The sequence below is a fragment of the Chryseobacterium sp. MHB01 genome (assembly GCF_034651565.1).
Lineage (GTDB): Bacteria > Bacteroidota > Bacteroidia > Flavobacteriales > Weeksellaceae > Chryseobacterium > Chryseobacterium nepalense.
Genome location: NZ_JAYEDA010000008.1, coordinates 199,738 through 224,420, shown reverse-complemented (window position 1 = coordinate 224,420; position 24,683 = coordinate 199,738). Strand labels below are relative to the sequence as shown.

The window sequence follows — 24,683 nt, the reverse complement described above, 5'->3', positions numbered from 1 at the left end:
CAACCCCGAAATAACAAAAAGCGAGTAGTGAGAGCTGGAAAAAGCTCCTAAAAAATGCTTTATTTGTAATTCTTCTAAATTAAATCCCCGTTTAACTGATGAAAAAAGGAAATTCCTACATTTGTTTTATTCAAATAATTGACAACATGAAAAAAATCATTGCTGTAGCATCTTTTACAGCCGTTTTATTGGCTTCTTGTACACCAAAAGCAACAACAGCAGCCACTCCGGCAGCCGCTGTATCTACAGCCGAACAAATTGCACAGGGAAAAACCATTTTCGAAAACTCCTGCGGAAGATGCCATAAACTCCCGGATCCTGCATCTCACACTTCTGTGCAGTGGGTGGGAATCATGAATTCTATGGCGCCGAAAGCAAAACTGAACGATGAACAACACCAGTGGGTGTACGATTACATCGTTTCTGCAAAAAAATAATCACTTCAAAAATATTATTATGAAAAAATTGATAGTAAGCGCGATAGGATTTTCTGCATTGCTTGTATCGTGCGGACCCAAAAGCACTGCGGTAACAGGGCCTAAGTACACTTCATCCGAACAACTGGAGCAGGGAAAGACGATTTTTGAAAATTCCTGTAACAAATGCCACGCTCTTCCCAATCCGGAAAAGCACGACGACCAGGGATGGCTAAAGACACTGAGCAGAATGGCACCGAAAGCTAAACTGAACGACGAACAGCATCAAATGGTATATGATTATCTGATTTCCGTAAACAAGAAATAACCAGACGGAAAGTTCTACCAAGACTATTACAATACAAAAGGAGACTTATTTTGTCTCCTTTTTTGTTTTCTTTTTCTTCGGCATTTTGGATTTAATGAATTTCTTACGGTCTTTCACCACATCCAGACTGTATTTTGTAAAGCAGTACTTTGCGGTTTCATCTAAAAATTTCAGCGCATTTACACAACTGCCGCGTTTTTCGGAAAGTAAAGACCTGTAAAACCATAAGGTTGCTTTATCAATCCCCTTGATTTTCAAAGAATAATCAATCAGTTTTTCGGCTTCGTGATAGTCTTCGTTATCAATAAGGCAGCTGATGTAATATTGAGGAACATTCAGATTCGTAACATCACACTGCATAGCTTCTTCAAAGTACAGCTTTGCCTTTTCATAATCGGATAACATCTCACTGTAGATTCTTCCCATAAGACAAAGACTGTCTGCATCTTCAGGATCATAAGATAAAGCATAATTCAACGCTTCCAGACATTCCGGAAGATTGTAAGGATAATTATCCAGCGCTTCGAAGTAGTATTTATTTTTAGTTAAGGTCATTGTTGTAATTTTTTAATTCTTTTTTCAGTTGGCCTCTTTGCTTTTTGAAAGATTTTTCCTGATGGTTCTTTTTAAAATCCGTTCCGGAAAATGTCCGGATGGGATTTCCTCTCTGTACCTGCAGATGATTATTCCATGTATCCTGTAATCTTTTCTGAATCATGATAATATTCTGTTCCAATACTTTCTCTTTCAGTCTTGAAATGGAAATCTTCTTATTTTCCAGCTGAGAACGAGAATCCTGCACGAAAACACTGTGACCGGTCGGAAGGTATGTGGCCCGTACCGCCGTATTCACCTTATTCACATTTTGTCCACCGCTTCCCTGGCTTCTGGCCGTCTGAAAACGAATATCCTTTTCGTTAAAACTTACTTTCCTTTCTTCTTCCAGTTCAAAGATTCCGATGAACCAGTTGGTTCTTTTATGTAGCTTCCTAAAAGTGCTTTTCCCGGTCCAGCAAATACTTCCCAACCAGTTTTTTAAAAATTCGTTTACCATTTTTGATTTTAAAAGAATGGTTACGGATTTGAGGGTAAGGTTTTCGTCACCGTTTTCACGATGAATGATTTCATAGTCTATATGGTTATTTTTTGCGTCCTCAAGGAAAACCTTCAGCACTTTTGCCACTACCCACTGGCATTCCAAAGGTCCTTTTCCGGAGGTTATTTGTATTATTTTGTCCATTGTTATTTTTTTGTTAACCGTTGTTGTTGGTTGATGGTTATTAGGAAATAGATATCTATCAACTAACAGCCATCCACAAACAACCAAATTATTTATCCATCCTCACAATCCGAGGCTGAAAAGTTCCAAGAATATCGACGAGTTCCTGTTGTGCATTCATCACATCGTTGATGTCTTTATATGCCATTGGTGCTTCCTCAGCATTACCACCCATTAAAGTGACATTTTTAAGTTTTAATTCTTTTCTGATATCATTCTGGGTAAAAAGATTTCTGCATTCTCCTCTTGAATATGCTCTTCCCGCTCCATGAGAAGCGGAGTTCAGCGAATCCGGATTTCCTTTTCCGCGCACGATAAATCCTTTTGCCGTCATAGAACCGGGAATCATTCCCAATTCATTTTCATTGGCCGGAGTTGCTCCCTTTCTGTGGACAATCACTTCTTTTCCGTTATGAATTTCTTTCCATGCGAAATTATGGTGATTTTCAATTTTTGCTTTTACCCTTCCTCCGACAGCTTTCACAAGTCTTCTGTGAATATCATCGTGACATGCTGAAGCATAGTCTCCTGCAAGATTCATTGCCGTCCAGTATTCTAATCCTAGATGGGTATTCAGATCCAGCCAGGCAAATTGCTGTGCTTCTTTGGGTAGCGGGCACTGCTCTGTTGCAACCCTGGAATAGTATTGAGCAATTTCTGCCCCTAATCCGCGGGAACCGCTGTGTGAAAGAATTCCCAGATACTTTCCCTTCGGAAGCCCGATCTGACCGTCTTCTTCTGTAATTTCCACCTCTCCGAATTCTACGAAATGATTCCCACCACCGGAAGTTCCCATTTGTTTAATGGCTTTTCCTTTCAGTCTTTTTAAAATCGGAATCATATCAAATGTATCGCTGTCGAAAATTTCATGATCGACATGAGATTTATGAGTTTCATACATCCCGAATTTTGTATGCTCCATTAGTACTTTCTCATACTTATCTCTTGCTCCATCCAGATAGGAAACCGGAGTATCCAAAATACTCAGGCTCATTCTACAGCCAATATCCATCCCGACTCCGTAGGGAATCACTGCGTTTTCAACAGCAAGCACTCCTCCGATCGGTAGACCGTAACCGCTGTGCGCATCAGGCATTAAAGCTCCACTTACTGAGACCGGAAGTTTCAGAGCTGTATACAGCTGATTTTTTGCTTCATCTGAGATATTGTCTCCGAAAATCTGAAAAGAAGCCCGGTTTGCATTGAGCATTCTTTTTTCTGTTTTTTTTGATGAAAGCAGGGCTTCCGCTATTTGTCCGAAGGTTAAATCTTTTTCGAAGTGCTCCGGGTTTTGCAGAATTTCTTTTAAAAGAGATTTCACATGATGTATATTCTTCGTCGCAAAATTTCTTTTCATGACTTCCAAAGCAATGTTGATACTTTGATTGTTCGGATAGCCTATTTTTAATATGTCTTTTCCTTTAAGTTTTAAATTTCCCATTGTTTTTGTTTTAGACTTTAGATGTGAGATATTAGAAATTAGATTATAATACATCACATATATTCTTCCCGACTAAATATCAGCCATTCCTGGCACAAACTGAAAAGTATGTGACCAAGGTTTAAATAATCTATCTTAATATTGAGATCATTCAATTCACTTTTCTATTTTCAGAATGACAAAACGGATATTCCTAGCCCGGATTGCAGCGGCTACCCCACAGCGAACCTGAAAGGTGAGTGAGGAGTAATAGCGGAAAGCCGGAAATAGCTTCAAATAAAAATTCTCTGCTATTTGGGAAGTTGCTGAATTTTATAAATTGATTTCGGGAAACTGTTTAAGTTTGAATATTGGCACAAAAAACCCGAAATCTGTTCGACTTCGGGTTTTGGTATATCATTGTACTGTTGTTCTAAGAATGCACCAAGCCACGAAGCCTTACCACCATAAGCGGTAATCCAACTGTAGAATTCTGATTAGATCTGAACATTGCTTCGATTTTTAAGGATTAAACTTGATTTACAGATGCAAATATATAAAAAATTTTAAGCTGGAAAAAACTACTTATGTAAAAGTATAATTTAAGAGGGAAAAAAATATTTTAAAAAAAAGTTTATTTCTATACCAACTTGTGCAAAAAAGTATATATTTGAACGATTCAAAAAAATTACATTATGAAAAAAATTATTAAAACAGCCTTATTTTTAGGCTTGGCGGCCTTTGGCCTGATCTCATGTCAGCATGACAATGACAACGACAACAACCCTCAAATGACTGTCTATCAGTTAATTTCAGCGGATAACGATTTGCGTACTCTTAAATCCGCGGTAGACAAAGCAGGATTATCTGCTACACTTAATCAGACTGGCCCCCTGACTTTGTTTGCACCTGGTAACACTGCATTTAATGCGTTTTTACAAGCAAATGGATATGCAAGTCTAAATGACGTTCCTCCGGCAGCTTTAAAAACTTTACTGATGAATCATGTTCTGGGTTCGGAACTGAAAGCGTCTCAAGTTTCTACAGGCTATGTTTCTACTTTAGCAATTGGTGCGGCTTCGGCTTCACGCCCTATCAGCATGTTTATTAATACCAGTAGTGGTGTAAAAATTAACGGAGGATCTTCTGTAGTGGCAGCAGATATTGATGCCAGTAACGGTGTTATACATAAAGTGAACGCTGTAATAGGTTTGCCAACTATTGTAACCCATGCCACGGCAAATCCGCAGTTTAGTTCTCTTGTTGTTGCACTGACAAGAAATGACATGCCGAACTTTGTGGGAATACTTAGCGGAACGGCAAATTCTCCGTTCACAGTATTTGCGCCAACCAATCAGGCATTCTCATCGTTATTGACTGAAGTGAACCTTCCTAATCTTGCAGCAATCCCACAGCCGCTCCTTGAAAATACGTTAAAGTATCATGTCGTAACGGGAGTGAATGTTGCATCAAATAATCTCTTCAATAATATGATTGTACCTACTTTCCAGGGAAGTACATTTAAAATCACCACTACAGGAGGTGCAAAAATTACAGATAAAAACAACAGAGTATCTAATATTGTTGCCACTGATGTACAATGCAACAATGGAATAATTCATGTCATAAACAAAGTTCTTTTACCATAGAGACTATTATTAAGTAAGCATGCCGGAAAATCCGGTATGCTTTTTTATGATCGTGCTTTAAATATCTATTTCAGATGGGAAACATCTTTTTGTAAAGGAAAGAAGCCCTTTATAGCTATTCTAAATTAATATTTTTAATAAAATATTTTATTAAAAATAAAAAATAGGTATAATTTTTGCCTGTCTGTTTTTACACATTAACCTAAAGTATTATGAAAAATTTTTTAAAACCTCTACTCTTTTCGGGAATCGCTGTATTTTCAATATACTCGTGCGATGACAATGATGATGTAATGATGGACTCTGAAATGACTGTCTATCAAAGAATTTCTTCAGACACAGATCTCAGTAATCTGAAAGCTGCCGTAGATAAGGCAGGTCTATCATCAACCCTTGACCAATCCGGAACATTTACATTATTTGCACCTACCAATGCCGCTTTTGCAACATTTTTGCAGGCCAACGGATATGCAAGTTTAAATGACGTACCCACAGCAGCGCTGAAAACTTTACTGATGAATCACGTATTGGGTACTGAAGTAAAAAGTTCAGGAATATCAACCGGATATGTTTCGACGCTTGCCATTGGTCCGGCTTCCTCAACACGCCCGCTAAGCATGTTTATTAATACAAGCAGCGGCGTTAGAATCAATGGTGTTTCTTCAGTTGTTGCTACGGATATTGATGTAAATAATGGCGTGATCCATAAAGTAAATGCAGTTATCGGGTTACCGACAGTCGTGACACATGCCACTGCAAATCCACAATTCAGTTCCCTTGTTTCTGCACTTACAAGAAACGATATGCCAAATTTTGTAGGTATTCTAAGTGGTACAGCGAATTCGCCTTTCACGGTATTTGCTCCTACCAATACTGCTTTTTCATCATTATTAACGGAGCTGAATCTTGCAAATCTGGCAGCAATTCCACAAACTATACTTGAAAACACATTAAAGTACCACGTCGTAACAGGAGCTAACGTAGCATCAACAAACCTGACCAATAATATGACAGTGACTACTTTCCAAGGAGGGACATTCAAAATCAACACAACAAGTGGGGCGAAAATTACAGATAACAACAACAGGGTATCTAATATAATCGCCACTGATGTTCAATGCAGCAATGGAATTATTCATGCTATAGACAAAGTTTTATTACCCTAAACCATAACTATTAATTACAGTAAAGCCTGCCGGATTTCGGCAGGCTTTATATTTTAAACTTTATAATCAGTCTTTTGAACCCAGACTGTCCATATCATCATCCATTCCTCTTACTTCATTCGAGTGATATACTCTTTCCGATCCCAGGAAATAAATATTATGTCTTGCCTTCGCAATAATTCCGTCATACTCCTGCTCAGTCATCCCTTCAGGAATATCTTTTTGATTGTCTGAAGGCTTTTTAAACACTTCAAGGGCTCCATTTCTCTTTAAAATGGATTTTGCTGAGGCCGCTTCTTCGGCATTATCTGCATAAACAACAATATTGTTTCGTCCAATGCTATGTTTACGATAAGCATCCAGCATCTCTGCATCGTGTGCAAAAGTATACTCAAAAAAGCCTTTCGTCTGTTCGTCCTCCTGATAATGGTCGGTTGATAATCCGCTTTCTACGCTTGATTTTGAAACAACAATATTTGCTTCACTGAAACCGTTTTCTTTTAAATCTCTTTTAATTTCCTCTGTATCCACAGTCACCGGAAATACTGAAACTACTGTATAAGCCATAATGAAAATTTTCATTAAACTATACAAAAGCTGTGCAACTTATACTTTACAATCGTTAATTTAATTTAAAAATTTCTTCAAAATATCCACCGCGCACTTTGGAAGATTGGTTCCGGGACCAAAGATAAAATCGGCTCCATTGGCATATAAGAATTCATAATCCTGTTGGGGAATTACACCACCAACAACGATCGTGATATCATCGGCACCTAGTTTTTTCAATTCTTCAACCACCTGTGGAACCAGTGTTTTGTGTCCGGCTGCCAGAGAAGAAACACCAAGAATGTGAATATCATTTTCCACAGCCTGTTTCGCAACTTCTTCAGGTGTTTGAAACAATGGCGCAACATCCACATCAAATCCCATATCCGCAAAAGCGGTAGCGACTACCTTCGCACCCCTGTCGTGTCCGTCCTGACCCATTTTTGCCACCATCAATCGGGGACGTCTACCTTCTTCCTCCTCAAATTTCTGAGTCAGCTGAAGTGCTTTTTCAAAGTATTCATTTTTTCCTGCATTCATGGCGTAAACTCCTGATATTGTTCTGATATTGGCTTTGTATCTTCCGAAACTTTCTTCCATCGCATCACTCATTTCGCCAAGCGTTACTCTTCTGCGTGCCGCTTCAATACACGATGCGAGAAGATTTCCTTCTCCCGTTTTGGCTGATTCCCGGATTTCATTTAAAATCTGATCAACAGCTTCTGCATTTCTTTCTTCTTTTATTTTATTTAATCTTTCGATCTGCTTTCTGCGAACTTCCGTATTGTCGATATCTAATATTTCTATCTGATCTTGTTTTAAAGCAGATTTAAATGAATTAACACCAATAATGAATTCTTCTCCACTGTCAATTTTTGCCTGTTTCTTTGCAGCCGCTTCTTCAATTCTCATTTTCGGGATTCCGGCTTCGATGGCTTTCGTCATTCCACCTTCCTGCTCTACCTCATCGATATATTTCATGGCTTCTTCGATCATCTGCTGGGTAAGGCTTTCCACCAAATTACTCCCTCCCATAGGATCTACCACGTCGCAGATTCCACTTTCCTGCTGAAGAATAATCTGGGTGTTTCTTGCAATTTTCGCGGAGTAGTCCGTCGGAAGAGCAATAGCTTCGTCCAAAGCGTTCGTATGAAGAGACTGTGTACCTCCCAATGCTGAAGATAACGCTTCAATTGCTGTTCTGGTAATATTATTGAAAGGCTCCTGCTCGGTCAATGACCAACCTGAAGTTTGCGAGTGTGTTCTTAAGGCTAAAGATTTAGGATTTTGTGGATTGAACTGTTTTAAAAGAGTAGCCCAAATATATCTTGCGGCGCGCATTTTTGCGATTTCCATGAAGTGATTCATTCCGATAGCCCAGAAAAAGGATAACCTCGGAGCAAAATCATCAACATTCATTCCTGCTTTTATCCCTGTTCTTACATATTCCAATCCGTCAGCAAGGGTGTAAGCCATTTCCAGAACCGGTGTTGCCCCCGCTTCCTGCATGTGATATCCGGAAATTGAAATGGAATTGAATTTTGGAATATATTTCGAAGTATATTCAAAAATATCGGCAATAATTTTCATGGATGGTGCAGGTGGATAGATGTAGGTATTTCTTACCATGAATTCTTTCAAAATATCATTCTGAATGGTTCCCGACAGCAGTTCCTGTGAAACACCCTGCTCTTCTGCGGCAACAATATAAAAAGAAAGGATCGGCAAAACGGCCCCGTTCATCGTCATGGAAACAGAAATCTGATCTAATGGAATTTCGTTGAATAAAATTTTCATATCCTCAACAGAATCGATTGCCACTCCGGCTTTTCCTACATCACCAACCACTCTTGCATGATCCGAATCGTATCCTCTGTGAGTTGCCAAATCAAATGCAACGGAAAGTCCCTTTTGTCCTGCTGCTAAATTTCTTCTATAAAAAGCATTGGATTCTTCTGCCGTTGAAAAACCTGCATACTGACGGATCGTCCACGGCTTCTGGACGTACATGGTGGAGTAAGGCCCCCTTAAATAAGGTGCAATTCCAGGAGTCGTGTGAGTTAATTCTTTATCGTTAACATCTTCTGCCTTGTAGGAAGACTTTAGCTGTAGACCATCTTTTTCAAATGGATAAATTTCAGTCTGCCTTTCAGCAATCGTAAATTGAGGAGTTTTATTCCGAACTTCCCGTCTCATAATTTCAGATTTATTATAGCGCTAAAATTAAGCATTTTTGAGATAATACATCCGTCTTTAGTTTTCTGTTCCCGATTTAGGAAATGCAGACTCTCGAGAGTACATCAAAAACATTGAATCATAAATCAGAAAAGATCTTCGTCACTAGAGAAAAAGTCTTCGTTATGGCATTCAAAATATACTATACCGCCCAAACAATCTTTTATACTGAGTAAAAGATCTACTATACTGAACAAAGAATCTTCTATACTGCACAAAAAATGTTCTATAGCAGACAAACAACCTTTTATACCAGGAAAAAGAGACTCTATACTGAACAAAGAATGGTCTATATCAGACAAAAAATATTCTATACCGGATAAAAGATTTTATTAATCCTGACATTGAAAAAGCCGGGCTAAATCCCGGCCTCATTACATTTAATTAACTATTTATTTTCCTAATTTACGAATTCCCATTTCATATAACGCAAAGGAAATCAGGTCTGCATTTTCACCAATCACCTGATCCGTAGATCTTCCGGCACCGTGTCCTGCATTTTTTTCAATTCTCAATAAGATAGGATGATCACAGGCCTGCTTTTCCTGAAGCTCTGCCCCGAATTTAAAAGAATGTGCCGGAACTACCCTGTCATCATGATCACTGGTGATAATCATGGTAGAAGGATAGCAGGTTTCTGCTTTTACATTATGAACCGGAGAATACGATTTTAAATATTCAAACATTTCTTTGTTGTCCTCGGCTGTTCCGTAATCGTAAGACCAACCTGCACCAGCTGTAAATTTATTATATCTCAACATATCAAGTACGCCAACTCCCGGGAATGCTACTCTTGCCAGATCAGGACGCATCGTCATCGTAGCTCCTACGAGAAGTCCTCCGTTTGATCTGCCGGAAAGTGCCATGAATTGTTTTGAAGTGTACCCTTTTTGCTGTAAGTATTCTCCTGCCGCAATGAAATCATCAAACACATTTTTCTTATTCATTTTTGTTCCGGCGTCATGCCATTTTTTTCCGTATTCACCACCTCCCCGAATGTTCGGAACGGCATAAATCCCGCCATTTTCCATCCAGATGGCATTCACAACAGAGAAGGCAGGCTGCAAGCTGATGTTAAAACCTCCGTAAGAATACAAAATCGTAGGATTTTTACCATCCAGTTTTGTTCCTTTTTTGTAGTTGATCATCATTGGAACTTTTGTGCCGTCTTTTGAGGTGTAAAATACCTGTTCCGAAACATAATCTTCCGGGTTAAATTTCACTTTTGGCTTTTGATATACTTCCGATTTTCCGGTATCAGCATTAAATTTATAGGTTGTTCCCGGAGTGATATAATTGGTGAATGAGTAATAAAGTTCCTTCTCTTTTTCTTTTCCTCCGAAACCTGAAACATTTCCTTTTCCGGGAAGTGTAATTTCACGGATTACCTTACCGTTTCTGTCATATTGTGTAACCTTATCAATAGCGTCGATCATGTAGATTGCAAAGAAATACCCTCCACCGGTTGTAATTCCCAGCACATTTTCCGTTTCAGGAATAACATCTTTCCATGTTTCCGGAGCCGGATTTTTAATGGTGGTTTTTACCAGACGCATATTCGGTGCATCTTTATCGGTAAAGATATACAGATTGTCTCCCTGGGTATCAACAATGCTTGCGTTAATATCAAAGCCTTTATTAATCTGCACAAAATCGCCTCCGTTTTTAAGATCTTTTATGTACAATTCATTTCCATTAGTTGCATTGGCTGCTGAAATAATCAAATACCGCTGATCTTCGGAAACACCACCTCCAATATATCTTCTCGGAGTTTTATCTCCTCCGAAAATTAATTGGTCTTCAGATTGTTTTGTTCCTAATTTATGAAAATACACTTTATGCTTATCCGTCATACCGGAAAGTACTGTTCCCTCTTTCGGTTTATCGTAGCTTGAATAATAAAAGCCTTCATCACCCTGCCATGAAATCCCGCTGAACTTTACATCCACGAGCGTTTCGTCGATTTGTTTTTTCGAAACAGCATCGATGATAATGATTTTATTCCAGTCGCTTCCTCCTTCTGAAATAGAATAGGCGGCAAGATTTCCTTTTTTGTTAAATGATAACTGGGAAAGTGACGTTGTCCCTTTATCCGAAAATTTATTCGGGTCTAAAAATACTTCTGTAGCCTTCGTTTTGTTATTTGTTCTATACAAAACAGATTGTGCCTGTAAGCCGTTATTTTTGTAATAATAAGTATACTCCCCTTCCTTGAATGGGGCCGAAATTTTCTCATAGTTCCAGATATCCGTCAGTTGTTTTCTGATTTCTTCCCTGAACGGAATTTTTGAAAGATAATCCTGGCTGTGTTTTACTTCTTCATCAACCCATTTTCTGGTGGCTTCGGAATCGTTTTCAAGATCTCTGAAAGGGTCTGCAACGGCAGTTCCGAAATAATTATCGGTTTGGTTTCCTTTTAATGCTTTAGGATACATCATTTTTTGTGAATACAATGTTGCCGAAAACAAGACTCCGGCGGTTAGTAATAGTGGTCTGAATTTCATATTAGCTATTTTCCCAAAAGTAAGGAATCTATCTGAAATTCTTCACAGCAAAAAAGTTATCGATGATCTAAAATAAAAATCTCCGGAAAACCGGAGATTTAACAAAGATTTTATGATAAAGATTTTATAAATTTTCTTCTTCGCCTTTCATTTTTTCGGCATTTTCTGCCATGATTACGGCGTCAATCATTTCAGAGATATCTCCGTTCATGTAGGCATCCAGGTTGTACATGGATTTGTTGATTCTGTGATCCGTCACCCTTCCCTGCGGATAATTGTAGGTTTTGATCTTCGCCGAACGGTCTCCTGTGGAAACCATCGATTTACGCTGGGCAGCAATATCACCCTGTACTTTCTGAAGCTCTATATCGTATAGTTTAGTTCTCAGCATTTCCATCGCAAGCTCACGGTTGGCCAACTGGGAACGTGCCTGCTGACAAACTACTACCAATCCCGAAGGTTTGTGGGTAAGCTGCACTTTGGTTTCAACTTTGTTTACGTTCTGGCCTCCTGCTCCTCCGGATCTGGAAGTCTGCATTTCGATGTCCGCCGGATTCAGTTCAAAATCTACTTCTTCGGCTTCCGGAAGAACCGCAACCGTAATGGCAGAAGTATGAACCCTTCCCTGAGATTCCGTTTCGGGAACACGCTGTACACGGTGAACGCCGGATTCAAATTTCATGATTCCGTACACGCCTTCTCCTTCCACTTTCATGATGAGTTCCTTGTAGCCTTTTGCCGCTTCGTTCGAATCTGTCACTTCATGCCTCCATCCTTTTGTCTTGAAGTACATGGAATACATTCTGTAGATATCTTCCACAAAAATCGCTGCTTCATCTCCTCCTGTTCCTGCACGAAGTTCCACGATTACGTTTTTGTCATCTGCAGGATCTTTAGGAATTAACAATACTTTTAATTCTTCTTCCAGGCCGGGAATTTTTTCTAAAGCCTCGTTCTTCTCGATTTTTGCCAGTTCTACAAAATCTTTGTCGGATCCGTCTGCAATAATCTCGTCAGATTCTTCAATCGTATCCAAAGCACCTTTATATTGATCGTAAACTCTTACAATTTTCCCCAAATCACTATATTCTTTGTTCAGAGAAGAATATCTTTTCTGATCTGAAATAACATCAGGCTGAATAATAAGGTCTGCCACCTCATTATATCTTTGTTTTATAGCTTCTAATTTTGGAATTAAACTCTTAGACATAGTAAAAATTTAGTTGGCAAAGATACGGATTGATTTGTAGATGTGCTAATTTCGGAAAGAAATGACCGTTCTTATTTAAAGTCTTATCCATAAACTTCTTTTCAACATAAAAAAAGACCGCTTGAAGCGGCCTAAGTTTATTGTATAATCATTTTCTGAATAGCAACTCCAGAATCTGATTTTAAATGAACCAGATAGGTACCCGGCGCATAATTCGATTTTAATTCATATGTTCCGTCTTCATTTTTAAGTTTAAAGCTGTCAACTCTCTTACCACTCATATCGTAGATTAAAATTTCTCCGTTTTTGGCTTTGTGATACATTAATTTTGACAAACCGTTTTTCACCGGATTATCTGCGATCTGCAATGACAGTTTATAGGCTGCGGTTTCATCAATTGTTGACAGATTTCCTACATAGTTTCCGAAAATTCTGAACTCTCCCGGCTGCAAAGTGATGGCTGCCGTTGTAGAGGTGATGTTTGAGATTGAATTATCCATAAGATTCTGCCACTGCCCTGTATAAGGGAAGTATGGAACTACATTCTGTGCTGTTGTATTATAGTTTGCCAGTACGACAATATTTTTCACACCGTTGGTAAGGGTATTATCGTAAACATAGATTCTTGTAATCAATCCGTTCGGATCGTTGGTAAGATTATTAGATTCTACAGTATATGTCTTCGATCTGAAAACAGGATATGCATTTCTGATATCAATAATTTTAGCCCAGGTATCATATACAGCTTTTCTATTAACGTTGGTATCATATCCAAGTGTAAACGCAATTGGTTTTTCATCCGTTCTGCATCCAGGGTTAATAGAGCCGTCGCCACATCTGTTGATACTGAATTCGTAGCCCAGCTCGCCAAACTGCCATATCATTTTAGGCCCCGGAATAGTGAAGAAAGTAGCTCCGAACGTTTTCATTCTTTCTAAAGCGGTATTAAGATTTTTCACATCATAGCTTCCGTTTACAGCTCCATAAGCCAGGTTCTTAAACATTAATCTTTCTTCATCATGACTTTCACCAAAACCTACCGCATGCATATTTGTAAAGCCATGAAGAGCATGATTCATTCTATCGTAACTGCTGTTTTCCTTATAGCCCATTGTATTTTGGTTGTAAGGATCAGTTTGTTTATTCCAAAGCATCACACCTTTTCCTTCCGCAACTCTGTAATTGGCCCATTGCTGCTCTTCGGCATCCGTTCCTAAGTGCTCAAAAATCATGTAAGAATTCGGATCTATTGTCCATTGTCTGTCTGCATAATATTTTAAAATATCTACTCTGTCCTGCTGGTAGGCATTGGTGCAGGTTTCATCATTTTCAGAGCAGTTTTGGGTAAATCCTTTGGTAAGATCCCATCGGAAACCATCAATTTTATATTCGGTAAGCCATTGTTGAAGGCATCTTTCAACGTAATATTTAGTTGAAGAACTTGAATGGTTAAAATCATTAAAAACATTATAAGAATGTTTCGGAACCGTATTGAAGTAAGGATTATTAGTGGCAACATCACCATATCCGTCACCATCCGGATCTACATTCCAAAGCCTAACCAATGGCGAACGGCCGGTAGCATGATTAAAAGCGACATCCAAAATTACGGCAATACCGTTCTGATGACAGATATCAACAAATTCTTTGAACTTTTCAGGGGTTCCGTACGCTTTATCTAATGCATAATGGAAAGAGGTATTATATCCCCAGGAGAGATTCCCTTCAAATTCCATGATAGGCATTAATTCAATCGCATTAATCTTTAAATTTTTTAAATAAGTAATCTTGTTAATTAATGACTGCCATGTTTTTTCCTGCGTGAAATCCCTTAATAATAATTCATAAATTACAAGATTATCTTTAGCCGGTCGCTGGAAGTTGGTAACCTGCCAGTTATAAGGAGACTGGCCAGTTTTAAACATGGAAACTTCAAAGCCCTGACCTGTAGGGAATGCCGGTAAATTCGGGTAAGTGGAAGAGGTAATCCACTGATCATCATAAGAAGATAAAATCTGTGGAGAATATGGATCTGCCACCTTTCTAAGGTCGTTTGTTCTGTATTGGAATGTATAGAGCTGTTGTGGAGTAAGGCCACTCAGTTCAATCCAGTACAAGTCCGGGTTTGTTGTGTCTCTCTTCATTAAGTAGGTATCGTTTACCGTCCAGTTATTAAAACTTCCGATAACGTGTACAAAATTTTTAAAAGGAGCATATAACGCCAGTCCTACTTTTGTCTGATCGGTAGGATGATAGTTTATTCCCTGCTTAATCCAGCTCGGAATAGCCTCCGAAACAACGTTTCGCGGAACCTGAAGAATAAATGTAGCATTTTTCGTATTTGAATTGGCATCCGTTGCGATCAATTCCATATTGGCATCTCCTGTTACCGTATAGCTGTACGAATAAGAAGTTGAAGGTGTTGAAGTAGAATGAACTACACTTCCATTGGCTTTTAGTTGGAATGTTGCATTAACATTGGTTGTGGCTGTAACATTTATAGAATTTCCTGAAGGAACAGACGTAAGACTGTTGGCAGCCGGATTGGTCATGCTTAAATTTAGAATTCCAACATTCACAAAGATATCCGGAGAAGTCTGGCTTGTACCTGTTTTATTTTTCAATAAAAACCCGAATCTTCCGATTCCCGTTCTTCCATAAAAAGCAGTGGGTGTAAACGTTAGAGAATACGTGTCTGTTGCTGAATTGTAATTCAGCCTGTTCAATTCATTAGAGTTTGTCCAGCTACCATTCGTAGGGCAATCCTGGCTGTTCTGATAGTTTGTGTCCAGAGACCAGGACCAGATATAAACGGCGTTGTTGGCAACTCCCCAAGCGGATTCATCTATCTGATTTCCAGGAACCGTCAAGGTAATAGCATCTGTCTCGTTAAAGGGGTTCGGGGTGATGGTATAGCTTATCTGCCCGAAGACCAGGGCCACCATAAGCAATAAAATACCAGAATAAAATTTCTTCATAATCGTTTCTTTAGTTACACGAAAGTAATTTCTTTTTTTGAAAACTAATTATTTATTATGAAAAAAATGATAAATTTTAACATATTACTATTTATGTTTTCCAGCAAAATAATTTTATAATTAAATACAATTGCCAAAAAATTCAATCTTTTATATTATCATAAATGTTTATTATAATCCGATAATAGTTATTTTAATTTTATTTTTTATGAAGATATATTTAATCTGATCTGATTTAAAGCAACTTCAGGAATTGATTTTCCTTAAAATAACTTAATTTTAAATAGAATTCTAATTATAAAAGGCCACAAAAATCTTATCCGATGATTTCGAAAATTGGAATAAAAGAAAAACCACTTACCGAAATAAGTGGTTTTAGTATATGTTGTTTTGCTTTGATATTGCTTTCCCGGAATTCATGTGGGAAAACAATGACAATCAATTAATGATGCCCGTGGCTGTCGTGGCTGTGGTCATGAATAAAAGGACCATGACCTTTTGGCTCATTGTAGATTACCTCTACTCCTTCCTGCTCGTAAACCATTTTGCTTCTGATATCTTCAGGATCAAAAGGCTTCACTTTCCCGAAGTATTCTTTCAGACCTTCAGTTAACCATAAAGGAATTACAAATCCGAAGAACATAAAGATACACCAGAATCCCACAAGGAACATGATTATGAAAAATACAGTCCAGAGGAACTGGTAAAACGGCCAAAATGCTGATAAAATCGTTATCATTTTTCTTAAAGATTTTAGGCAAAAATAGGACATTTTATTTTTTTACACAAAAGATAGCCGCCCTATTTTGTTATTTATTTTGATTTTAATTAAAAAGACCAAAAGATGATGGACAAATAGATGATGGATTATGGTCTTTAGTTTTATTTATCTGTTCTCTATCCGTCTTTTATCTATCTGTGCTTATATTTTCTAATGTGCCAGATCTGCAAAGAAGTCGTTTCCTTTATCATCAGTAATGATGAAGGCCGGGAAATCTTTCACTTCAATTTTTCTTACCGCTTCCATTCCTAATTCCGGGAAATCCACTACCTCAACGGAAAGAATATTGTCTTTTGCCAAAATAGCAGCAGGGCCTCCGATAGAGCCAAGATAAAAACCTCCGTACTTTCCGCAGGCATTGGTAACGTCTTTACTTCTGTTTCCTTTGGCCAGCATAATCATGCTTCCGCCATGGCTCTGGAATTCATCCACATACACATCCATTCTTCCTGCTGTGGTAGGGCCGAAACTTCCCGAAGCCATTCCTTCCGGAGTTTTTGCGGGACCTGCGTAATAAATGGGATGATTTTTAAAATAATCAGGCATCGGTTTTCCGCTGTCGATAATTTCTTTGATTTTAGCGTGGGCGATATCTCTCGCAACGATTAAAGTTCCGTTTAATTTTAATCTTGTTTTAATCGGATATTTTGAAAGCTCTGCCAGAATTTCCGGCATTGGTTTGTTCAGATTAATCTCAATGGCTTCCTCAAGATGCGGCGGCGTATCAGGTAAGAATCTTTTCGGATTTTCTTCCAGCTGTTCCAGGAAAATACCTTCTTTTGTAATTCTACCTTTAATATTTCTGTCTGCTGAACAGGAAACTCCCATCCCGACAGGACATGAAGCAGCGTGACGGGGAAGTCTGATCACTCTCACATCATGAGTAAGATATTTTCCGCCAAACTGAGCTCCAATCGCACTTTCCTGGCATATTTTCTGAACTTTCGCTTCCCATTCCAGATCTCTGAAAGCCTGTCCTGCTTCGTTACCTTCAGTAGGTAGATGATCATAATATTTTGCAGAAGCTTTTTTCACAGCCGCCAAATTCGCTTCCGCAGAAGTTCCCCCGATTACCAACGCCAGATGATAAGGCGGACATGCAGCCGTTCCCAGATCAGAAATTTTTTCTTTGATAAATTCTTCCAGGGATTTTTCGTTCAGTAAAGATTTTGTTTTTTGGTAAAGGAACGTTTTATTGGCAGAACCTCCTCCTTTTGTTAAGAATAAAAATTCGTAATAATCTCCTTTTTTAGCATAAATATCGATCTGCGCCGGAAGATTGGATCCCGAATTTTTCTCATCAAACATGGTTAAAGGTACTACCTGAGAATATCTTAAGTTTCTTTTCTGATAGGTATTGTAAATTCCTTTGCTTAAATATTCTCCGTCATCAACACCCGTGTATACATTTTCTCCTTTTTTACCCATCACAATTGCTGTTCCTGTATCCTGGCATGAAGGTAAGGCGCCTTCCGCTGCCACTGCTGCATTTTGCAATAGATTATAAGCAACAAATCTGTCATTATCAGTAGCTTCGGGATCGTCAATGATTCTTCTCAAGCTTTCCAAATGGGAAGAACGGAGCATGAAAGAGACATCTGCCATTGCTTCTTCGGCCAGCAATTCGAGGCCCTTCGGATCGATGGTTAAAATTTCCCGGTCTCCTAATTTTTCAACTTTTACATAGTCTGAGGTAAGCTTCTTGTACACCGTATCATCTTTCTGAATCGGATACGGATCCTGATATCTAAATTCCATTCTTCTTTTTCTTTGGATGCAAAAATAAAACTTCGCAAAAAAACATGAGTAAAATCAGAGGCTTAGATTGATATTTATAATGATTATAAATTGTGAGTGTTTTTATTTATATGTAATTTTATAGAATCAGGCCAAGATTAAATAGAGACTGAAATTTCTTAAGCCTTAACCTGAATATAATAAAACTTCAATCACAATGAATTACAGAATAGAAAAAGACACCATGGGTGAAGTGCAGGTACCTGCAGACAAGTTTTGGGGTGCACAAACCGAAAGATCCAGAAACAATTTCAAAATCGGCCCGGAAGGCTCGATGCCGCACGAAATCATTGAAGCATTTGCTTACCTTAAAAAAGCAGCCGCTTATACCAACGCTGATCTGGGCGTTCTTCCTGTAGAGAAAAGAGATATGATTGCAAAAGTATGTGATGAAATTCTTGATGGAAAACTGAATGACCAATTTCCTTTGGTTATCTGGCAAACCGGATCCGGAACACAGTCTAATATGAATGTGAATGAAGTGATCTCGAACAAGGCTCATGTAAACAATGGCGGAACTTTAGGCGAAAAATCGGAAATTCACCCGAATGATGACGTCAACAAATCCCAGTCCTCCAACGACACCTATCCTACGGCAATGCATATTGCAGCCTACCGTAAAGTGGTAGAAACTACTATTCCTGCTGTTGAAAAATTACGAGATACTTTAGCTGAAAAATCAGAAGCTTTCAAAGATATCGTTAAAATCGGCAGAACACATTTAATGGATGCAACACCATTAACTTTGGGACAGGAATTTTCCGGCTATGTTGCCCAGTTGAATTACGGTTTAAAAGCTTTAAAAAACACCCTTCCGCATCTTTCAGAATTGGCTTTGGGAGGAACGGCAGTAGGAACCGGACTGAATACTCCGAAAGGCTACGATGTAAAAGTGGCTGAATATATCGCGAAATTTACCAATCATCCTTTTGTAACTGCAGAAAATAAGTTTGAAGCTTTAGCAGCTCACGATGCAATTGTGGAGTCTCACGGCGCTTTAAAACAACTCGCCGTTTCATTATTTAAAATTGCACAGGATATCAGATTATTGGCTTCCGGACCACGCTCTGGAATTGGGGAAATCCACATTCCGGAAAATGAGCCGGGATCATCCATTATGCCGGGAAAAGTAAATCCTACGCAAAATGAAGCGATGACAATGGTTTGTGCACAGGTGTTAGGAAATGACACGACTATTTCTTTTGCCGGAACACAGGGAAATTATGAGCTGAATGTTTTCAAACCGGTAATGGCTTTCAACTTTTTACAGTCGGCCCAGCTAATTGCTGATGCATGTATTTCCTTTAACGATCATTGTGCGGTAGGAATAGAGCCGAATCATGAAAGAATTAAAGAGCTGGTAGACAAGTCGTTGATGCTTGTTACCGCTTTGAACACGCATATCGGTTATGAAAACGCAGCAAAAATCGCAAAAACAGCCCATAAAAACGGAACAACTCTTAAAGAAGAAGCTGTGAAGCTCGGACTTTTAACGTCCGAACAGTTTGATGAATGGGTGAAACCTGAAGATATGGTGGGAAGTTTAAAATAAAAAAATTAAATTTAAACAGTTAATATTGTAAGAAAAACGCCCGGAAATTTCCAGGCGTTTTGTTATATATGAAGGTGTGCATCACCACCAAAGTGCAACTCCGAAAGTTAAAGCCTTATCGTTTTCAAAAGTTCCATTTTTAAAGAAATTTCCGAAATCTTTTTTAACAAAGATGCTGAAATCATCATAAGAAACTGTAAACTGCCCTCCGTAAATAAAAGGACTTACCCGATAGTCGCTTCTGTCTCTGTCGCTTATTCCGTCACCTTTGATAATATTATTGGTAGACATTTTTACTCCTCCGTAGATATTGGCTCCCACTTTAAATCCATGTGAATAATCTCTGTACTGGACATCCAGACCTGCATTTTTCAGCTTTGAAAAATTGTACTGCAATCCCAGCGGAACGACAATATAACCTGTTCTGAGCTTACTTTTACTCAATCCTTTTTCATAATTTGCCAGATATACATTGGAATTGGCATCTTTTGCCACAAACATATTGTTATCAATACTCAATGTTCTCCAGGAAAATCCGATTCCGGAAATTAATCCCCATGGACTTGTTCTGCTGAACTGGTAATTGAATTTAAGCCCAAATTCAAAATTTCCGGCATAGCGCAGATTGTTATCCAAAATATTATCTGCCTTATCGTTTGTAAGATTCATAATAGAATAAGAGATATAAGGAGAAAGTTCTTTTGTTGGTCTGAATTTTTTCAACAACTTTTCCTTTAACTCCTCATTAGAAGTCACATCAGAATTAAGGAGAGAATACCGTACCTGTTTTTGAATAACGGCATCCATATCAAAGCCCAATTCTTCAATTCTCTGATCTATCTTCTCAGAATACTTACTGGCAATCAATGATTTTTGTTCATTGAATTCTGCTTTAGGAAGATTTTTAGACTGAAGCTCAGTTAACTCGACTTCCATCAGTTTTTTTTCCTCCTTAATGATCGTGTCAATCTTTTTTGCATATTCGTCCACCTTTTCTTTTACAATTGGACTTACTTCGGTGTCATCTTTTGGCTGAAGACTGAATACCGGCTTTTTTTGAGCGAATATCGCTGTAGACAATAGGCATAGCCCTCCCATCATGATAAATTTCCTGATCATATTATAATAGTTTTATTGTTTAAATTGATTATTTTTCGTTCAGATCAATGCTTGCCACATTGCTTTTTCCTTTTGTTTTTTCAATAACATCTTTGTGTTCGACTGAAAAGAGCAGCGTTGAAGGATCAACATACCGTTTCTTTTTCACATGTATTTTAGCCGAATCTGATTGTGCAATCATTTTAGCCGATTCAACAGGTGTGATTTCTGCTATAACATGCGGCGAATTTTGTTGTATTGAAGGCAGTTCATCATGTATAACAGCCGGTGATTCCTTCAGAACTTTTTGATTATCTGCTGAAATTTTTTCTGCTGCAATTTTTTGTTCAGTATTTTTAACGATTAATTTCGCTGATTTCTTCTGAAGCTTATTCTGCGCAGGAAGCTGAACTTCAGTCTTACCGACCTTAGCAATATTTTCATACCTTTCAGTCACATGATTATCCTGATTAAAAAAGAGTACTATTCCCAAACTGAATGTTAAAACCACACAAGCTGCCACTAAAAACCAGTTGATTTTAGTTCTTGCAGATTCAACAGGTTTATGAGCCTGAATTTCAGACCATAAATCTCTGGAAGGCGCAACTTCCCTTTCGCTGATCTGTTTTTTAACCTGATATTCTATACTATTTTCAGACATTTTCATTTCTCAAGGCTTTTTGTTGTTGAAAGTAAATTTTCCTCATTTTCTCTTTTGCTCTGAATAATTGTGTTTTGCTTACGGCTGTTGAAATCTGCAGGAGATCGGCAATTTCCTGGTGCGAATAATCTTCAAAGACGTACAGGTTAAAAACCATCCTGTATGCATCCGGAAGCTGATCAAGAAGTTCCTGGGCATTAAAATCAAATATTATTTCCTCATCATACATTTCCTCCAGATAAGATTCGCTGATATCATCAAGATAAAAAACCGTTTTATTGCTTTTAATGAAATTCAGACATTCATTCACGACAATTCTTCTTGCCCATCCATCAAAGCTTCCCTCGGCGCGAAAACTTTCAATACTTTTAAAAATTTTGCAGAATGCTTTAATTACGCAGTCTTCGGCTTGGTAAAGATCATTAATATAACTTCGGCTTATACTCAGGTATTTTTTTACATTCTGATCATAAAAAATTTTCTGCGCAGCCGGATCCTGCTTTTTAAGCCGGACAAGAAAATCATCTTTTTTATTTCCGAACGAAATCCTCATAATTATTTGTTTCTATTAGTAAGACAAGAAAAAACCAAAAAGGTTACAGCCTTAAAAAATTTTTTTTAATAAATATATAATTCCTTACAGAAACAAGAATTTTTCTGTTTACTTTCATTCTATTATTATTTTTCATAACTTAGTGAAATAATTACAAAATCACTAAATAAAAATACTATGAAAAATCTAAGAAAACTCCAGAGAGAAAACTTAAAACAAGTAATGGGCGGTCATACCTGTCCTGGAAATACTTATCACATTATATACAACGGCTACCACGCTTGCTGTCTGCAGATTCCTACCGGAAACCCATGTACCTCAACAAGCTGTCTGGTTCCTATTGAAATGTGCGATTCCGGTCTTAATTAAAATTGCTGATAATTAAAACAGACCCGGGCGGAAAAATTTCCGCCCGGGTTTTTATTGTACAGGAAAATGCGAAAACTAGCTAAGCATTCTCTGCGCTTTTTTTACTCCCTCCACCAGAAGATCGATTTCATGAAATTCGTTGTACACGGCAAAACTGGCTCTTACCGTACCTGCAATATTGAAAAAATCCATGATAGGCTGCGTACAGTGGTGTCCCGTTCTTACGGCAATTCCTAATTTATCCAGAATCATTCCTACATCGGAAGAAATACCAACGCCTTCAAGATTAAAAGAAACCACACCTGTTCTATTGGCTTTTTCACCATAGATCTTTATGCCTTCCAATTCCAGCAATCTTCTTTGAGCATATTCCAGCAAGGCATTTTCATGCTTCTGAATATTTTCCTGCCCCACTTTCAGGATAAAGTCCACCGCTGCTCCCAATGCTATATTTCCACCAACATTCGGGGTTCCTGCTTCATATTTGAAAGGCAGTGGCGCATAGGTAGTTCCATCAAATGAACAAGTCGCAATCATCTCTCCTCCTCCATGAAATGGCGGAAGTTCTTCAAGAATATTTTGCTTCCCATACAGAATTCCTGTACCCATCGGGGCGTACATTTTATGTCCAGAAAAAACATAGAAATCACAGTCCATTTTCTGAACATCGATGGTAAAGTGCGGTGCAGACTGAGCACCGTCAATTACAATATAAGCATCGGTATTTTTTCTTGTTTTTGCAATGATTTCCTCGATAGGGTTTACAATTCCCAAAGCATTGGAAACATGATTTACAGAAACCACTTTGGTTTTTTCACTTAAAAAAGTGTCAAATACATCAAGCTGGAGAATACCTTGTTCGTCAATAGGAATAACTCTCAGTTTTGCACCTGTTCTTTCACAAAGCAGTTGCCAAGGAACAATATTGGAATGGTGTTCCAAATAAGAGATAATGATCTCATCATCCTTTTTAAGCTTTTGTGTTAAAATATATGAGATAAGGTTAAGGCCTTCCGTTGTTCCTTTGGTAAAAATTACCTCAAAATCATGTTTTGCATTAATAAAATTCTGAATTTTTCTTCTGGAACGTTCCATTTCTTCGGTTGCTAGCTGGCTCAGCGTATGAATCCCTCTGTGTACATTGGCATTAATCTCTTTATAATACCGCTCCCATGTTGTTAAAACGGAATCTGGTTTCTGTGATGTTGCTGCATTATCGAGATAAACCAATGGTTTACCGTTCACCTTCTGATCTAATATAGAAAACTGACTTCTGATTTCCTGAATGTCAAACATTTATTAAATTTTTAAATTAAAACGTTCTTATTTAGAACACTTCAAATTTACGGCTTTTTTTCTAAAGGTATTGTGTAGAAATATGATTATAGATGTAATCTAAAAAGAAAAAACCTGCCAATAAATTGACAGGTTCTATATTGTTCAGATAAGAAATTCTTATTCTGCTGCAGTTGTTTCTTCTGCTGCCGGAGCTGCTCCTTCTTCAGTTGCAACTTCTTCTTCATCTTCATCATCCATTGCTGCAGCACCACCTTTCATTGCATTTCTAGACATCTTAACAGCTACAACAACTGCATTGTCCGGGTGCATGAAAGAAAACCCTTCAGTTTTGATTCCACCGATGTAAAGCTTGTTACCAATTCTTAATGGAGTAACATCTACAACGATCTCATCTGGTAAGTTAGCAGGAATCGCTTTCACTTTCAGTTTTCTGAAAGACTGACGAAGAACACCACCAGCTACAACACCTTTAGAACGACCAGTGATTCTTACAGGAACCTCCATGATAACTGGCTTATCGTCAGCTAACTGATAGAAATCTGCGTGAAGAATTTTGTCAGTAATCGGGTGAAACTGAATATCCTGAAGAACAGCCGGAATTGTTTGACCATCAACCTCAATAGATACCGTGTGTGCTTCAGGAGTATATACTAAACCTTTGAATGCTTTCTCTTCTGCAGAGAAGTTCAATGGCTCACCACCTCCGTAAACAACACAAGGAACTAATTCAGCATCACGTAAAGCTTTTGTAGACTTTTTGCCCACGCTTTCTCTTTTTGTACCTTGAATTGTAATAGATTTCATTTATAAAAATTTAAAAAATTGTTTAAAATTAAATT

General features: G+C 38.1%; 21 protein-coding genes. 6 read left to right on the top strand and 15 right to left on the bottom strand.

Annotated elements, in window-relative coordinates; all coding sequences use genetic code 11:
* Window positions 1-146: 146 nt before the first annotated feature.
* Window positions 147-437 carry a c-type cytochrome gene (locus U9K52_RS14660; RefSeq protein ID WP_263602046.1) on the top strand — a complete coding sequence of 97 codons (291 nt, stop codon included), beginning with the start codon at window positions 147-149 and terminating at the stop codon, window positions 435-437.
* A 19-nt stretch (window positions 438-456) separates the two neighbouring features.
* Complete coding sequence (locus tag U9K52_RS14655) at window positions 457-744, top strand: hypothetical protein (RefSeq protein WP_322927158.1); 288 nt, start codon at window positions 457-459, stop codon at window positions 742-744.
* A gap of 45 nt (window positions 745-789) precedes the next feature.
* On the opposite strand, the gene U9K52_RS14650 is transcribed toward U9K52_RS14655, so the two are convergent.
* The 3 genes from U9K52_RS14650 to U9K52_RS14640 all read right to left on the bottom strand — a co-directional run bounded on the left by U9K52_RS14650 (window position 790) and on the right by U9K52_RS14640 (window position 3,464).
* Window positions 790-1,299, bottom strand: coding sequence for a tetratricopeptide repeat protein (locus U9K52_RS14650; protein ID WP_248388971.1), 510 nt, complete (start codon window positions 1,297-1,299; stop codon window positions 790-792).
* On the bottom strand, window positions 1,286-1,984 hold the full coding sequence (gene prfH, locus U9K52_RS14645) for a peptide chain release factor H (RefSeq protein ID WP_322927157.1): 699 nt from the start codon (window positions 1,982-1,984) through the stop codon (window positions 1,286-1,288). Before prfH ends, U9K52_RS14650 begins: the two co-directional genes overlap by 14 nt.
* A gap of 88 nt (window positions 1,985-2,072) precedes the next feature.
* Window positions 2,073-3,464, bottom strand: a complete 1,392-nt coding sequence (locus U9K52_RS14640) for an RtcB family protein (protein WP_322927156.1) — start codon at window positions 3,462-3,464, stop codon at window positions 2,073-2,075.
* A 674-nt stretch (window positions 3,465-4,138) separates the two neighbouring features.
* On the opposite strand from U9K52_RS14640, the gene U9K52_RS14635 reads away from it, so the two are divergent.
* Both U9K52_RS14635 and U9K52_RS14630 read left to right on the top strand, forming a co-directional pair.
* A complete protein-coding gene (locus U9K52_RS14635; protein ID WP_322927155.1) occupies window positions 4,139-5,092 on the top strand; it encodes a fasciclin domain-containing protein in 954 nt (317 codons plus the stop codon).
* Window positions 5,093-5,304: 212 nt separating this feature from the next.
* Entirely contained in the window at window positions 5,305-6,258 is a 954-nt protein-coding gene (locus tag U9K52_RS14630) for a fasciclin domain-containing protein (RefSeq protein ID WP_312176759.1), read from the top strand.
* Between the two features lie 66 nt (window positions 6,259-6,324).
* Here the strand turns inward: U9K52_RS14630 and U9K52_RS14625 are convergent, their stop codons facing one another.
* From U9K52_RS14625 to U9K52_RS14595, 7 genes are all read right to left on the bottom strand, one after another.
* A complete protein-coding gene (locus U9K52_RS14625) occupies window positions 6,325-6,825 on the bottom strand; it encodes a hypothetical protein (RefSeq protein ID WP_322927154.1) in 501 nt (166 codons plus the stop codon).
* Between the two features lie 60 nt (window positions 6,826-6,885).
* Complete coding sequence (gene scpA, locus U9K52_RS14620; RefSeq protein WP_322927153.1) at window positions 6,886-9,003, bottom strand: methylmalonyl-CoA mutase; 2,118 nt, start codon at window positions 9,001-9,003, stop codon at window positions 6,886-6,888.
* Window positions 9,004-9,434: 431 nt separating this feature from the next.
* Window positions 9,435-11,546, bottom strand: coding sequence for a prolyl oligopeptidase family serine peptidase (locus tag U9K52_RS14615; protein ID WP_322927152.1), 2,112 nt, complete (start codon window positions 11,544-11,546; stop codon window positions 9,435-9,437).
* A gap of 124 nt (window positions 11,547-11,670) precedes the next feature.
* Entirely contained in the window at window positions 11,671-12,756 is a 1,086-nt protein-coding gene (gene prfA / locus U9K52_RS14610) for a peptide chain release factor 1 (RefSeq protein ID WP_089858019.1), read from the bottom strand.
* Window positions 12,757-12,893: 137 nt separating this feature from the next.
* Window positions 12,894-15,734: an alpha-amylase family glycosyl hydrolase gene (locus U9K52_RS14605; RefSeq protein ID WP_322927151.1), complete on the bottom strand. Its 2,841-nt coding sequence runs from the start codon at window positions 15,732-15,734 to the stop codon at window positions 12,894-12,896.
* A 442-nt stretch (window positions 15,735-16,176) separates the two neighbouring features.
* Window positions 16,177-16,473, bottom strand: a complete 297-nt coding sequence (locus tag U9K52_RS14600) for a hypothetical protein (RefSeq protein ID WP_177175296.1) — start codon at window positions 16,471-16,473, stop codon at window positions 16,177-16,179.
* A 192-nt stretch (window positions 16,474-16,665) separates the two neighbouring features.
* A complete protein-coding gene (locus U9K52_RS14595) occupies window positions 16,666-18,273 on the bottom strand; it encodes a fumarate hydratase (protein ID WP_248388989.1) in 1,608 nt (535 codons plus the stop codon).
* 196 nt (window positions 18,274-18,469) lie between these two features.
* Between U9K52_RS14595 and fumC the strand changes: the two genes are divergently transcribed.
* Window positions 18,470-19,864: a class II fumarate hydratase gene (fumC, locus tag U9K52_RS14590; protein ID WP_263602036.1), complete on the top strand. Its 1,395-nt coding sequence runs from the start codon at window positions 18,470-18,472 to the stop codon at window positions 19,862-19,864.
* Between the two features lie 81 nt (window positions 19,865-19,945).
* On the opposite strand, the gene U9K52_RS14585 is transcribed toward fumC, so the two are convergent.
* The 3 genes from U9K52_RS14585 to U9K52_RS14575 are packed head-to-tail and all read right to left on the bottom strand — an operon-like array spanning window position 19,946 to window position 22,176.
* Complete coding sequence (locus tag U9K52_RS14585; protein WP_312177034.1) at window positions 19,946-20,983, bottom strand: outer membrane beta-barrel protein; 1,038 nt, start codon at window positions 20,981-20,983, stop codon at window positions 19,946-19,948.
* Between the two features lie 28 nt (window positions 20,984-21,011).
* Window positions 21,012-21,629: a hypothetical protein gene (locus U9K52_RS14580; RefSeq protein ID WP_322927150.1), complete on the bottom strand. Its 618-nt coding sequence runs from the start codon at window positions 21,627-21,629 to the stop codon at window positions 21,012-21,014.
* Window positions 21,616-22,176: an RNA polymerase sigma factor gene (locus tag U9K52_RS14575; protein WP_263602033.1), complete on the bottom strand. Its 561-nt coding sequence runs from the start codon at window positions 22,174-22,176 to the stop codon at window positions 21,616-21,618. The genes U9K52_RS14580 and U9K52_RS14575 overlap by 14 nt, the downstream gene beginning before the upstream one ends.
* A 177-nt stretch (window positions 22,177-22,353) precedes the next feature.
* Here U9K52_RS14575 and U9K52_RS14570 point away from each other — a divergent pair, with 177 nt between their 5' ends.
* The gene (locus U9K52_RS14570; protein WP_248388999.1) at window positions 22,354-22,545 is read left to right on the top strand and encodes a bacteriocin-like protein; all 192 of its coding nucleotides are present in this window, start codon (window positions 22,354-22,356) and stop codon (window positions 22,543-22,545) included.
* Between the two features lie 75 nt (window positions 22,546-22,620).
* Here U9K52_RS14570 and U9K52_RS14565 read toward each other — a convergent pair whose 3' ends face one another.
* Both U9K52_RS14565 and U9K52_RS14560 read right to left on the bottom strand, forming a co-directional pair.
* Window positions 22,621-23,841 (bottom strand): aminotransferase class V-fold PLP-dependent enzyme, encoded by a 1,221-nt coding sequence (locus U9K52_RS14565; RefSeq protein ID WP_263602032.1) that lies wholly within the window; start codon window positions 23,839-23,841, stop codon window positions 22,621-22,623.
* A 159-nt stretch (window positions 23,842-24,000) separates the two neighbouring features.
* Window positions 24,001-24,648 carry a 50S ribosomal protein L25/general stress protein Ctc gene (locus tag U9K52_RS14560; protein ID WP_090000564.1) on the bottom strand — a complete coding sequence of 216 codons (648 nt, stop codon included), beginning with the start codon at window positions 24,646-24,648 and terminating at the stop codon, window positions 24,001-24,003.
* Window positions 24,649-24,683 lie beyond the last annotated feature (35 nt).

Coding starts and splice junctions, on each gene's coding strand:
- U9K52_RS14660 (WP_263602046.1), top strand. CDS start 147: ATGAAAAAAATCATTGCTGTAGCATCTTTTACAGCCGTTTTATTGGCT.
- U9K52_RS14655 (WP_322927158.1), top strand. CDS start 457: ATGAAAAAATTGATAGTAAGCGCGATAGGATTTTCTGCATTGCTTGTA.
- U9K52_RS14650 (WP_248388971.1), bottom strand. CDS start 1,299: ATGACCTTAACTAAAAATAAATACTACTTCGAAGCGCTGGATAATTAT.
- prfH (WP_322927157.1), bottom strand. CDS start 1,984: ATGGACAAAATAATACAAATAACCTCCGGAAAAGGACCTTTGGAATGC.
- U9K52_RS14640 (WP_322927156.1), bottom strand. CDS start 3,464: ATGGGAAATTTAAAACTTAAAGGAAAAGACATATTAAAAATAGGCTAT.
- U9K52_RS14635 (WP_322927155.1), top strand. CDS start 4,139: ATGAAAAAAATTATTAAAACAGCCTTATTTTTAGGCTTGGCGGCCTTT.
- U9K52_RS14630 (WP_312176759.1), top strand. CDS start 5,305: ATGAAAAATTTTTTAAAACCTCTACTCTTTTCGGGAATCGCTGTATTT.
- U9K52_RS14625 (WP_322927154.1), bottom strand. CDS start 6,825: ATGGCTTATACAGTAGTTTCAGTATTTCCGGTGACTGTGGATACAGAG.
- scpA (WP_322927153.1), bottom strand. CDS start 9,003: ATGAGACGGGAAGTTCGGAATAAAACTCCTCAATTTACGATTGCTGAA.
- U9K52_RS14615 (WP_322927152.1), bottom strand. CDS start 11,546: ATGAAATTCAGACCACTATTACTAACCGCCGGAGTCTTGTTTTCGGCA.
- prfA (WP_089858019.1), bottom strand. CDS start 12,756: ATGTCTAAGAGTTTAATTCCAAAATTAGAAGCTATAAAACAAAGATAT.
- U9K52_RS14605 (WP_322927151.1), bottom strand. CDS start 15,734: ATGAAGAAATTTTATTCTGGTATTTTATTGCTTATGGTGGCCCTGGTC.
- U9K52_RS14600 (WP_177175296.1), bottom strand. CDS start 16,473: ATGATAACGATTTTATCAGCATTTTGGCCGTTTTACCAGTTCCTCTGG.
- U9K52_RS14595 (WP_248388989.1), bottom strand. CDS start 18,273: ATGGAATTTAGATATCAGGATCCGTATCCGATTCAGAAAGATGATACG.
- fumC (WP_263602036.1), top strand. CDS start 18,470: ATGAATTACAGAATAGAAAAAGACACCATGGGTGAAGTGCAGGTACCT.
- U9K52_RS14585 (WP_312177034.1), bottom strand. CDS start 20,983: ATGATCAGGAAATTTATCATGATGGGAGGGCTATGCCTATTGTCTACA.
- U9K52_RS14580 (WP_322927150.1), bottom strand. CDS start 21,629: ATGAAAATGTCTGAAAATAGTATAGAATATCAGGTTAAAAAACAGATC.
- U9K52_RS14575 (WP_263602033.1), bottom strand. CDS start 22,176: ATGAGGATTTCGTTCGGAAATAAAAAAGATGATTTTCTTGTCCGGCTT.
- U9K52_RS14570 (WP_248388999.1), top strand. CDS start 22,354: ATGAAAAATCTAAGAAAACTCCAGAGAGAAAACTTAAAACAAGTAATG.
- U9K52_RS14565 (WP_263602032.1), bottom strand. CDS start 23,841: ATGTTTGACATTCAGGAAATCAGAAGTCAGTTTTCTATATTAGATCAG.
- U9K52_RS14560 (WP_090000564.1), bottom strand. CDS start 24,648: ATGAAATCTATTACAATTCAAGGTACAAAAAGAGAAAGCGTGGGCAAA.